The sequence below is a fragment of the Rubidibacter lacunae KORDI 51-2 genome (assembly GCF_000473895.1).
GTDB lineage: Bacteria > Cyanobacteriota > Cyanobacteriia > Cyanobacteriales > Rubidibacteraceae > Rubidibacter > Rubidibacter lacunae.
In genome coordinates this window covers 131,108-143,348 of the sequence record NZ_ASSJ01000081.1, presented here as the reverse complement: position 1 = coordinate 143,348, position 12,241 = coordinate 131,108, and the positions used below count along the sequence as shown (strand labels likewise).

At 58.0% G+C, this 12,241-nt stretch carries 8 protein-coding genes; 4 read left to right on the top strand and 4 right to left on the bottom strand.

Going from position 1 to position 12,241, the window contains the following annotated elements; translation table 11 throughout:
- Positions 1-19: 19 nt before the first annotated feature.
- The gene (prmA, locus tag KR51_RS15475; protein WP_022609053.1) at positions 20-913 is read right to left on the bottom strand and encodes a 50S ribosomal protein L11 methyltransferase; all 894 of its coding nucleotides are present in this window, start codon (positions 911-913) and stop codon (positions 20-22) included.
- A 66-nt stretch (positions 914-979) separates the two neighbouring features.
- Positions 980-2,560: a phosphoglycerate dehydrogenase gene (gene serA, locus KR51_RS15470; protein WP_022609052.1), complete on the bottom strand. Its 1,581-nt coding sequence runs from the start codon at positions 2,558-2,560 to the stop codon at positions 980-982.
- Between the two features lie 557 nt (positions 2,561-3,117).
- Between serA and KR51_RS15465 the strand changes: the two genes are divergently transcribed.
- Positions 3,118-3,582 carry a hypothetical protein gene (locus KR51_RS15465; RefSeq protein WP_198016807.1) on the top strand — a complete coding sequence of 155 codons (465 nt, stop codon included), beginning with the start codon at positions 3,118-3,120 and terminating at the stop codon, positions 3,580-3,582.
- A 73-nt stretch (positions 3,583-3,655) separates the two neighbouring features.
- Here KR51_RS15465 and acnB read toward each other — a convergent pair whose 3' ends face one another.
- The gene (acnB, locus tag KR51_RS15460) at positions 3,656-6,262 is read right to left on the bottom strand and encodes a bifunctional aconitate hydratase 2/2-methylisocitrate dehydratase (RefSeq protein ID WP_022609050.1); all 2,607 of its coding nucleotides are present in this window, start codon (positions 6,260-6,262) and stop codon (positions 3,656-3,658) included.
- A 334-nt stretch (positions 6,263-6,596) separates the two neighbouring features.
- On the opposite strand from acnB, the gene pcrA reads away from it, so the two are divergent.
- Together pcrA and KR51_RS15450 are read left to right on the top strand one after the other, a co-directional pair.
- Positions 6,597-8,951: a DNA helicase PcrA gene (pcrA, locus tag KR51_RS15455; RefSeq protein WP_022609049.1), complete on the top strand. Its 2,355-nt coding sequence runs from the start codon at positions 6,597-6,599 to the stop codon at positions 8,949-8,951.
- 33 nt (positions 8,952-8,984) lie between these two features.
- Positions 8,985-9,842 (top strand): DUF2306 domain-containing protein, encoded by an 858-nt coding sequence (locus KR51_RS15450; protein WP_022609048.1) that lies wholly within the window; start codon positions 8,985-8,987, stop codon positions 9,840-9,842.
- 71 nt (positions 9,843-9,913) lie between these two features.
- On the opposite strand, the gene lepA is transcribed toward KR51_RS15450, so the two are convergent.
- Complete coding sequence (gene lepA, locus KR51_RS15445) at positions 9,914-11,722, bottom strand: translation elongation factor 4 (protein WP_022609044.1); 1,809 nt, start codon at positions 11,720-11,722, stop codon at positions 9,914-9,916.
- A gap of 15 nt (positions 11,723-11,737) precedes the next feature.
- Here lepA and KR51_RS19920 point away from each other — a divergent pair, with 15 nt between their 5' ends.
- On the top strand, positions 11,738-11,896 hold the full coding sequence (locus KR51_RS19920) for a hypothetical protein (protein WP_156915147.1): 159 nt from the start codon (positions 11,738-11,740) through the stop codon (positions 11,894-11,896).
- Positions 11,897-12,241: the final 345 nt, after the last annotated feature.

The following is a 12,241-nucleotide window of genomic DNA, read 5'->3' as shown; positions in this document are numbered from 1 at the left end:
AACTTTTCACGGCGCTCCCCTAATCCTGACGGTGGCGAATGTTAAAACTGCACCAATTACCCCGGCGCCAGAGCGCCCCAACCTGCCAGCCGTGTTTCTGCAAAGCAACCGAAATGTCGCTAGCTCGATCGATCAAGATGCCGCCGATCGCGCCCCAGCAGCGCGGCTTGGCGATCGCGTTGAAGTGCGGGATCAATTCCAGCACCGTCTCGGCAATGATGTTGCAGACTATGCCGTCGCACTCCTCGGGTACCAGCTGGATCAAGCGCTCGATGCTGCCCTGCTCGGCGATCAGGCGATCGGGAGCGAGGTCGTTCAGTGCGGCATTACTAATCGCCGCTGCCGGTGCCAATGGGTCCGTATCCACGGCATACACCTGCGTCGCTCCCGATAGCAAACAGGCGATCGACAAAATTCCCGAGCCGCAGCCAATATCCGCGATCGTGCCGCCCGAGTGCCCCGGCGGCAGGCGCATCTCGATGCCTTCCAAACACAACTGCGTAGTCGGATGGGTGCCCGTCCCGAAAGCCGCTCCCGGATCCAGACGGATTGTCAGGCGGTCGGTCTCGGGGGGTGTCAGCCACGCCGGGCAAATCAAGAAGCGATCGCCCACCTCGAGGGGCTGCCAATACTTTTGCCAGCTGCGCGCCCAGTCTTCGTCGTCGATCAGCCGCCAGCGCACGTCCGGCGGCTCGAACTCCATCATGGCAGCATCTTGCTGCAGCCACAGGGCCAGAGCCGACAAGTCCAATAACTGGGCTTGGACTGCCGGCAGGTAAGCACGCACCGCCCGATCCATGCCCCAGTCCGTACTTGCCGTTCCCCGGCAACCAAAGCGTTCGAGCCGCCAGTAGAGCGCGTCTTCTAGATCGCGATCGCAGATGACTTCAATTTCCCACCAGCTATTGCCCATGCAGAATGCTCGTTCGGGGAGCTCGGCGCGACGTTCGCTGCGCTTTTCGAGTCAATGGCGACGCCATTACAGCTTCACCGTGTAGGCATCGCGAATGCCTTCCACCTTTGTAATCTCGGATAGCACGCCATCCGGCAGCGGATCGTCCAAGCTCAATACCATCACGGCTTCGCCGCGCACGATTTTGCGCCCGACCTGCATGCTGGCGATGTTGACGTTGAAGCTGCCCAGCAACGAGCCGATTTTCCCGATGATCCCTGGCATGTCGCGGTGCAAGGTAAAGAGCATATAGTTGCTCGGCGGAACGTTGACCGGGAAGCCATTGACGCTGGTAACGCGGATTTCGTTGTCGCCCAGCAGCACGCCCGTCACTGAATGAGCTCCCAAGCTGCCGTGGGCTTCAAGGCTGAGCGAACCGGAGTAATCGTGAACCGAAGCATCTTTGGTTTCGATCACGCGAATCCCCCGTTCTTTGGCTTCGATGCTGGCGTTGACATAATTAACGCGCTCGCGCAAGGCCTGAGAGAGCAACCCTTTCAGGGATGCAACCACGAGCGGTTGGCTTTGGCTGCTTGCCAGCTCGCCTTGCAGGCGAACGGTGAGTTGGTCGATGCGACCGCCGGCTAGTTGCCCTACGAGGTTGCCCAGGGTTTCGGCTAGCTGCAGGAACGGACGCATCTGTTCGAGCACGCTGGGGTTGAGTCCAGGAATATTGACTGCCGATCGCGCGGGTAGCCCGAGCAGTACGTCGCGGATTTGCTCGGCCACGTCCGTGGCGACGTTCACTTGGGCCTCGGCCGTAGACGCGCCCAAGTGCGGGGTCAGGATGACGTTGGGACCGAGCCCGCGCAGCTTCGATGCGCCGAGCGGTTCGGTTGCATATACATCCAGCGCCGCACCCGCGATCGTGCCGGCTGTTACTGCTGCGGCCAGCGCATCTTCATTGATGATGCCGCCGCGCGAGCAGTTCACAATGCGGGTTGTCGGCTTCATTTTCGCCAGGGCGTCCGCGTCGATCAAGTTTTCCGTTTCCGGGGTTTTCGGCACGTGGAGGGTGATGTAATCCGATTCGCTGAAGAGCAAGTCCAAATCGACCAAGCGGCAGCCGAGTTGATCGGCGCGCTCGAGGGAGATGAAGGGATCGTACGCTAGCAGTCGCATGCCCATGGCCCGGGCGATCGCGGCAACGTGGGAGCCAATTTTGCCCAGTCCAACAATGCCGAGGTTTTTCTTGTAGACTTCTGCACCCACGAAGCGCTTACGGTCCCACTGCTCTGCTTGGACCGACTGGTTGGCGTCGGGAATCATGCGCGACAGCGACAGCATCATCGCGATCGTATGCTCGGCTGCCGCAATGGTATTACCTTCGGGGGAGTTGACAACAACGATCCCGCGGCGAGTTGCAATCGGGACGTCAATGTTATCGACACCGACCCCCGCCCGCCCGATGATTTTCAGTTCGGTACCGGCTTCAATGACCTCAGCAGTCACCTTGGTACCCGAGCGCACCATGAGCGCGTCGTATGACGGAATGATGGCAACGAGTTCGTCGAGCGGCAGCTTCGGCTTGTAATCTACTTGAGCGACCTGCGAGAGGATGTCGATACCCGCCTGGTCGATGGGGTCGGACACGAGAACCTTGGCCATCGTCGTCGGTAAAAGATAGAAGTTAACAACAGGTTTGCTGCCGACAGTGCAGGGGGTTTTTCTGCCTAAACACGCCGGGCTCCCGTCGTAGTTTATTCTTGCACTCATCGGGCAGGTTTGAAGCTTAGGTGCCCGGCAAGTTAATAGTCTGCCGTCCGCGATCGCTGGCTTTTGGGAAATCAACTTACACCCATCGAGCGCGGACAATATCTATTGCAGACAAGTCTATTGCGGACAATGACTACTTAGGGTTTGCTGAAAAAGTCCACAAAACGAATTTAGGAGGCAGAGAGCTTATGGAATCTGGCTTCTACCATCTAGCCCCAGCTTTTTGGCTCGGATTCTCGGCCCAAGTACAAGGGTTTTGAGGCTCTGGTGCCTATAAACTTGCACTTTTCTGGCATAGAAAACGCTGAGATCCTTTCATTGCAGGGATTCCAGCCTTTTTCAGCAAGCTCTATTTAGAGACGATTGGGATCGATCCCGCGCTGCTCGCGTTCTCAGAGCGCTCTCAGCCTGACTCGCTAACGTGACCCTATCGAGCAAAACAGCGAGGTATGACGATGACTACTGATGTTTCCAACCAGCCGACCGCCTTGGCGCGCCGCTTGGCATTGATGTTGCTATTACTGCGGCTGAGTGTGTTTTTGGTGTTTCTTGTGTGGGCGTTGGATAAATTCCTTAACCCCGAACATACGGCTGCCGTGTTCGACGGGTCTTATGGCATTAGTAACCTGGTCCCGATCGCTTCTTACATCCTGGGGGCATTGCAGCTCGCGATCTCGATCGGCTTCGTGCTGGGCATCGCGAAATTCTTCACATACGGAATGATTCTGGTTATGCACGCGGTCTCGACCTTCGCCTCGTTTCCTTACTACCTCGACCCATACGCATCACCGAATTTGCTGTTCTTCACCGCCTGGCCGATGCTTGCCGCCTGCTGCGCTCTGTTCGTGTTGCGCAAAGAAGACACGATCGCGCTGTCTTTCGGCTCGAAGCAACCGCCAAACGTGCCCGAATAAGCCCTCATTCGCGCGACTGGGTGGGAGCTTGTGGCTTTAGCAAATTAGGTCGGGCGATCGCGTCCGTCGCACCCTAGCGTGCTGCCGCGGGCATACCCAGGATGTCTTCAATGCGGGGCACTTGGTCGCGGGGGATCGTACGCCCTTCGTCCTCGAAGTTCGCAATTTGGTCGAAGTTGAGATAGCGGTAGAGATCGCTTGCAAACGGCTCGATTGTTTCCCGAATGATGTCGAGGTATTCCTCTTTGGTTGGTATGCGACCCAACAGCGCGCATACTGCGGCGAGCTCGGCCGAACCGAGGTACACGCGCGCGCCTTTGCCCATGCGGTTGTTGAAGTTGCGCGTTGAGGTAGAAAACACTGTCGCGCCGTCCTCAACCCGTGCTTGGTTGCCCATGCATAACGAGCAGCCGGGCATTTCCGTCCGCGCGCCTGCAGCGGCAAAGGTGCCGTACGCGCCTTCCTCGCGCAGTTGTTTCTCGTCCATGCGCGTGGGCGGGCAAATCCACAGCCGCACCTTTACCCGCCCGGCAGTTTCGAGCACCTTCGCTGCCGCCCGGTAGTGCCCGATATTGGTCATGCAGGAGCCGATAAACACCTCATCGATGCGATCGCCCGCGCATTCGGATATCAGTTTGACATTATCGGGATCGTTGGGAGCGGCAACGATCGGCTCGACGATACGATCGAGATCGACCTCCAGTACGTCAGCGTATTCCGCATCGCGATCGGCTTGCATGAGCTGCGGGTTTGCCAACCACGCTTCCATCTTCGCCACCCGCCGCATCAGCGTCCGCCCGTCCTGATAGCCGCGTGCCACCATGTTTCGCAGCAGTGCCACGTTGGAGCGCAGGTATTCTGCCACCGTTTCCGGACCCAGCGCCACCGTGCAGCCAGAGCAGGAGCGCTCGGCCGTCGCATCAGTTAGCTCGAAGGCTTGCTCGACCTTGAGGTCGGGCAGCCCTTCCATTTCCATAATTCGACCGGCGAAGAGATTGCGCTTGTTCTCGGAGGCAACAGTCAGCTTGCCTTCCTGAATCGCTACCCAGGGAATTGCGTTGACGATATCGCGCAGGGTCACACCCGGCTGCAAGCTCCCTTTGAAGCGCACGAGCACCGATTCCGGCATGTTCAGGGGCATCGCGCCCAGCGCTGCTGCAAAGGCAACCAAACCCGACCCCGCCGGGAAAGAAATGCCGATCGGGAAGCGCGTGTGCGAGTCGCCGCCGGTGCCAACGGTATCTGGCAACAACATCCGGTTCAGCCAGGAGTGAATGATGCCGTCGCCGGGACGCAGCGCAACGCCACCGCGGGTCGAGAAAAAGTCCGGCAGCTGACGGTGCGTAACGGCATCGACGGGTTTCGGATAAGCTGCCGTGTGGCAGAAGCTCTGCATCACCAGGTCGGCGTTGAAGCCCAGGCAAGCTAGCTCCTTTAGTTCGTCGCGGGTCATGGGGCCGGTGGTGTCTTGGGAGCCCACCGAGGTCATGCGCGGCTGGCAAGAAAGACCCGGACGGACGCCTGGTAGTCCGCACGCTTTGCCCACCATTTTCTGCGCCAGCGTGAAGCCTTTCCCCGTATCTTCAGGCACCACCGGACGGGCAAACACCTTACTCGTCGGCAGCCCGAGCGCCTCGCGGGTTTTGTCGGTGAGGCTGCGCCCGATCATCAGCGGAATGCGACCGCCCGCGCGGACCTCGTCGAGGAGCGTGTTCGGCTCGATCGAGAAGGTTGACAATTCCGCCCCGCTGGCGTCGAGGATCGTGCCGTCGTAGGGACGGATTTCGACCTCCATGCCGGTGTCCAAGCGCGTTACGTCGCATTGGATCGGGAAGGCGCCGGAATCTTCTGCAGTGTTGAAGAAAATAGGTGCGATCGCCCCGCCGAGGATGAAGCCGCCCGCGCGCTTGTTGGGCACGTAGGGAATGTCTTCGCCGATATGCCAGAGCAGCGAGTTGATCGCTGACTTGCGCGAGGAGCCGGTCCCAACAACATCGCCGACGTAGGCAACCGGGAGCCCGCGCTGCTTGAGCTCGGCCAGGGTATCGAGCGCGCCGGGCATCCGCGATTCCAACATCGAGAGGGCGTGGAGCGGGATGTCCGGGCGCGTATTGGCGTGAGGCGCGGGCGACAGGTCGTCGGTATTGGTTTCGCCCGGCACTTTGAAGACGATCGCTCGGATCGACTGAGGAACCTGAGGGCGAGCGATAAACCACGCAGCATTTGCCCAAGCATCAATGGTTTGCTTGGCGTAGGGATTCACGTCGGACAGTTCCAAGACGTCGTTAAAAGCGTCAAATACCAACAGCGTCTTGTCTAGGGCGCGTGCCGCAATATCGGCGAGGTTGGCATCGCGCGATCGCAATAAATCCACCAAAGAATGTACGTTGTAGCCACCTAGCATTGTTCCTAGTAGGAAGACTGCCGACTCGGGCGCAATCAGCGGACAGACAATTTCCTGCTTCGCGACCCCCGTCAGAAAGCCTGCCTTGATGTACGCCGCTTCATCTACCCCCGGCGGCACGCGATCGCGCAGCAGCTCCAACAGGAATTCTGCTTCACCGGATGGCGGATTTTTGAGCAGTTCGCAAAGCTCGGAAGTCTGCTGGGCAGTTAGCGGCAGCGGGGGAATACCTTGCGCTTGGCGCTGGGCTGCCTGTTGGCGGTAGGCTTCAAGCATGGACGCTCTCCTCTTTCGGTGTGCGCGAGTGGAACCTGTTTCGGTATCAGCAACGATCTGATTGGTTTGGCAGGATACGATCGCTCGGTCATCACTACTAGCATATCTTCGGGTCCGATCGCCTCTCGTTAGCACGGTCGTGACTTCCAGTCAGCTCACCAGTTGATGACTTTATCGGCAAGAGTTCTATCGCCAACCCAGCACCTGCATAAAGGGAGCCGCGATCGCGCGTGCGTCGAACCGCTCGCTCAAAGATGTTAGTAATTGCTATGTTTTGTATTAGACTTCGTTATTTTTTTGCTCGTCCGGACTCCAAGCACGCGCATTGCAGCTCATGAAAGCACCAGCAGATTATCTTTCCCATCTCAACCCAGCTCAGCGAAGCGCTGTAGAACATTTCTGCGGTCCGCTGCTGGTCGTTGCGGGAGCGGGGTCGGGTAAAACTCGAACGCTGACCTATCGCGTCGCTCACCTTATTCGCAATCACAGCGTCGACCCTGAGAATATCCTCGCGGTCACGTTTACCAATAAAGCTGCGCGCGAGATGCAAGAGCGGATTCAGCTCATCTTCGCACAGCAGCTTGCCGAGCAAACCTACAGTCACCCCTTAGAATCGCTACCACTTCAGGAGCAAACTGCACTGCGATCGCGCGCCTACAAACGCTACATTAAACCACTTTGGATGGGCACCTTTCACAGCCTGTTTGCCAGGCTGCTGCGTTTCGATATCGATAAGTACCGCGATGAGAAAGAACGGAAGTGGGAACGCAACTTTACGATCTACGATGAGTCAGACGCGCAGAGCTTGGTGAAAAATATTGTCACGCGTCAGTTCGATCTCGATGAGAAGAAATTCGATCCGCGCTCGATCCGCTACGCGATCGGCAACGCCAAAAACCTCGGACATTCCCCACAAGATTTTGCCCGCGAGCAACAGAACTATCGCGGGCGGGTGATTGGCGAAATATACGACGCCTATCAGACTCGCCTTGCCGAAAACAACGCTCTCGACTTTGACGATTTGCTCCTGGTTCCCGCCCGCTTATTCGAGCAAAATGAGTCGATTTTGGGGTACTGGCACGATCGCTTTCGTCACGTGCTCGTCGACGAGTACCAAGACACCAATCGCATTCAGTATCGGCTGATTCGCTTGCTTTCCACCAACGGCGAACCCCATCGCGATCGGTGGTCGTGGCAGCAGCGGTCGATCTTCGTCGTCGGCGATGCCGATCAATCGATTTACTCGTTCCGCATGGCGGATTTCAAAATCTTGCTGGAGTTCCAGGAAGACTTTGGCGACGGGTTGCCCGATGACGACACGCGCACGATGGTCAAGCTAGAAGAGAACTATCGCTCGCGCTCGAACATCCTTGAAGCAGCGAATGCTCTGATCGAACTCAATACCGAGCGCATCGATAAAGTGCTGCGCCCGACGCGCGGGTGCGGTGCAACCATTTACTGCTACAAAGCCGACAACGAGCTAGTCGAAGCCCAATTCGTCCGCGATCGCATTCTCGACCTGCGCCGTGCCGATCCCGAACTCGACTGGGGCAGTTTTGCCATCCTCTACCGCACCAACGCCCAGTCCCGTGCCCTCGAAGACGCTCTGCGCAGCGAGATTCCTTACATCATCGTCGGCGGACTGAAGTTCTACGATCGCAAGGAAGTTAAGGATGCGCTGGCGTACCTGCGCGCGCTAGTCAATCCTGCCGATACAGTTAGCTTGCTGCGCATTATTAACACGCCCCGACGCGGCATCGGACAAGCCACCGTCGATCGACTCGTGGCAGCCGCGCGGGAGTTGGGGATGCCGTTGTGGCACGTCCTCCAAGACGAGACCTCGGTGAAGACGCTTGCAGGGCGATCGGCAAAAGCCGTGCAGCGGTTTGCTCTCACTCTGCAGACATGGCAGTCCCAAGTAACGGAGCGATCCGCAGCGGAAATTCTCGATGGGATTCTCTCCGACTCCGGCTACTATTCCGACTTACAAAACCAAGGAACTGACGAAGCGACCAGCCGCCTTGAAAACCTCAAGGAACTTGCCAACGCCGTGATTCAGTTCGCTGAAGAAAACGAGGATTTGAGCTTAGAAGGATTCCTCGCCAATGCGTCGCTAGCCTCCGACCTAGACAACCTCGAAGAAGGACAACAGGCGGTTTCGGCGATGACGCTGCATTCGGCGAAAGGGTTAGAGTTTCCGGTCGTGTTCTTAGTCGGTTTGGAGCAGGGGTTATTTCCCCACAACCGCGCGATCGACGACCCGGCCGCGCTAGAAGAAGAACGCCGTTTGTGCTATGTCGGTATCACGCGGGCGCGCGAGCAGCTGTTTCTGAGTTTCACGCGGGAGCGCCGTTTGTGGGGCATGGCGCGCGAGCCCGCCCTGCAGTCGCAGTTCCTCCAAGAGCTGCCATCCGAGTTACTGGAGTCGAATATCGTGCCCCAGCGGCTGCCGCGCAAATCGGTCGAGCGCGATCGCCCGACCGTCGGCACCGTCTCGGCGACGGCGGCGATTCAAAACTGGCAGATCGGCGATCGCGTCATCCATCAAACGCTCGGACCGGGGGAGGTTACGTTGGTGATGGGCGAGGGAGCAAAGACAACGCTGGGGATCAAATTCCCCGGTCTCGGCACGAAGATTTTCGACCCGAAGTTTGCTCCCATGCGACGCGTTGAAGCGTCTGCCAACTGACTCTCCACTGCTTTGTTGCGAGGCACCCCACCGATGGCACAGCTCGATCGAGCGCGAAGGTCCAAAACTGCCTTGTTGCTAACCTTATTCGCGGGCAGTGCGACCTTTGCCGGTTACATTCTCGCGACGTACGCTTGGGCGGCCTTACATCTACGCTTCGATCTCTGGAACATTCTACTGAGCGGACTTTACCTCCCCGACGTTCCAGCAGCAACAGCAGTTATTGCCTTGCACTTCGCAGCTGGGGCCACGGTCATGGTGTTGGGACCGTTGCAACTTTGGACGCCTCTCCGCAATCGCGCGCCTGCGCTGCATCGTATTGCCGGTCGCCTTTACCTCGGAGCAGCCCTGGGTGCGAGCGTCGGTGGCGGAGCGTTTATCGTGCTATACGGCACCGTAGGCGGACCTGTAATGAGCGCAGCCTTCAGTTTTTACGGACTGTTGATGGGAATCTGTGCGGTGCAGACCTGGCGTTTGGCTGTCCAACGCCGTTTTGTTGCCCACCGACGCTGGGCGCTGCGGCTGTTCGTACTTGGAATTGGATCCTTGCTATACCGATTCGGATACGGACTTTGGGGACTCGTCGCGGGCGGGCTTGCCGGCCACCAAAACGATTGGCAAGGTCCCTTTGACTACGCAATGGATTTTTTGTTTTACATCCCGACTCTGTTGATTTGCGAGCTTTATATTGCACTCGAATCCGGCAGAGTCAGACCCGCAGCGCACGTGGAGAACGTCCTGCCAGCAAGCGCGGGAGCTTCCTTATGGACTCGCGTTGGCTTGCCAAGTACTACCGTGGCGCTCGTCCTCGTCCTCGGTTTGGGATTGGTTCTGGTCGCGTCGCAATGGTGGTGGCCGACGATTCGCGATATTCAAGCGCAGCTATCTTGAGGTGGTTTTGCAGTTGGTTTGGCGGCGGCTTGTTCTTCAGAGCGTCGCGTCCGACTGCGATCGCTCCTAGCTTACTGGTCGAGGCGCAGGACGGCCATGAAGGCTTCCTGAGGAACGTCGACGGTCCCGATCGCCTTCATGCGCTTCTTACCTTTGGCTTGTTTCTGAAGTAGCTTCTTCTTGCGGGAGATGTCGCCGCCGTAGCACTTGGCAAGGACGTCTTTGCGAAGTGCGGGGATTTGTTGGCTGGCAATGATGCGACTGCCGATCGCGGCCTGAACCGGGATCTTGAATTGCTGGCGGGGAATAAGTTCTTTGAGTTTCTCTACGAGGATTTTCCCGACACCGTAGGCTTTGTCGCGGTGAACGATGGTGGCGAGGGAGTCTACCGGGTCGCCATTGACCATGACGTCGAGGCGGACGAGTTCGTTGACGCGGTAGCCGATGAACTGGTACTCCATGCTCGCGTAGCCGCGGGTACGGGACTTGAGTTGATCGAAGAAATCCGTCACAACTTCGGCCAAGGGCAGCTCGTAGATAATCGTGGTGCGCGTGGGAGTGAAGTAACGCATGTCTTTGAAGTCGCCGCGCCGAGACTGGCACAGCTCCATCACTGCCCCAACGTAGGTTTCGGGGGCGATTACATCAACGCGGATGTAGGGTTCTTCAACTTGCTCGCGCTTCTGGGGGGCAGGGAGTTGACTGGGATTGTCGACTTCGATTACTTCACCGCCGACGAGGGTAACGCGATAGACCACCGAGGGAGCGGTGATGATGAGGTCTAGGTCGTACTCGCGCTCTAGGCGCTCTTGGACGATCTCCATGTGTAGCAACCCCAAGAAACCGCAGCGGAAGCCGAAGCCCATGGCGCTGGAGGTTTCGGGTTCAAAAGAGAGCGCTGCGTCGTTGAGCTTGAGCTTGTCGAGGGCTTCGCGCAGGTTTTCAAAGTCCTCGCTATCGGTGGGAAATAGCCCGCAAAAGACCATAGGCTTGGCTTCAGCGTAACCGGGGAGCGGCTCGTCGGGAATGTTACTGGCTAAGGCGATCGTGTCGCCCACGCGGGCATCTTCCACGCTCTTGATCGAGGCAGCAAAGTAGCCCACTTCACCAGCGTGGAGTTCGTCAACGGGAACTTGCGTCGGGGAAAGAACGCCGAGTTCGTCGATGTCGTACTCTTTCTTGGAGGCCATCAGGCGTACGCGATCGCCTTTGCGGACTTTGCCGTCCACAACTCGGAAGTAAACGATGACCCCGCGGTAGGCATCGTAATAGCTGTCGAAGATCAAAGCGCGTAGAGGCCGATCGGTATTGTCGGCCGGTGGCGGGACGATCGCCACAATCTTTTCGAGGATTTCGTCGATGCCGATGCCCATCTTGGCAGAGGCGAGCACGGCGTCGCTGCAGTCGAGGCCGATCGCTTCTTCGACTTCGGCTTTGACGCGATCGGGTTCGGCACCGGGCAGGTCGATTTTATTGAGAACCGGGACGATTTCAAGGTCCTGTTCGAGCGCAAGGTAAATATTGGCTAGGGTTTGAGCTTCCACGCCCTGAGAGGCATCGACGACCAGTAGCGCCCCTTCGCAGGCGACCAGCGATCGCGACACTTCGTAGGAAAAATCTACGTGCCCAGGGGTATCGATCAGGTTGAGGACGTAAGTGTTACCGTCCTTGGCGTTGTAGTTCATGCGCGCCGCCTGCAGTTTGATCGTGATGCCGCGCTCGCGCTCGAGGTCCATGTTGTCGAGGTACTGAGCTTTCATATCCCGCTCGCTTACCGTCTGGGTCACGCGCAAAAGTTGGTCGGCCAGGGTGGATTTCCCATGATCGATGTGCGCGACGATCGAAAAATTGCGGATGCGCGAGGCGGGAACGTCAGTCATACAAACTCCAGAATTTTGGCTCTAGAATCGGCCGGCAACGCCATTTGCGACGATGTTTACACTCCGACACAAAGCGATAATACTCAGTCTAACGAGATCGGCGGCCGCGAGATCGCACGCGCAATAGGGCGATCGCGCGTGCAGTTCCGTCTCAGTCGGGCGAAAGCCGGTTGAGGGGAGCTCCCACATTTCTACGAACGGCGATCGCCGACGGTTGTCCCGGCCACAAGTGCTGGTATCCCGATGAGGCGATTTAAGTGGCGTTCATAGATGTTGATATCTGGGGTGCAGGTGCGATCGGTCTGGCGAATCTCCGCAGGTTTGGCAGGCAGTCTTGCGTGGAATGGTTCCCACTTAAGATCCTTAATAGGGGGTCATAAAAAAACGCTCTCGTCTCCGCTGCGTTCATAAATTTTTCCGAGCCGACTCGAAGTAACACTTGGCCTATCAGCTACTTTCTGCCCGTATTCGCTAAAGGGCACCTCAATTAATTCGAACAAGACCCATGGTCGGTAATGC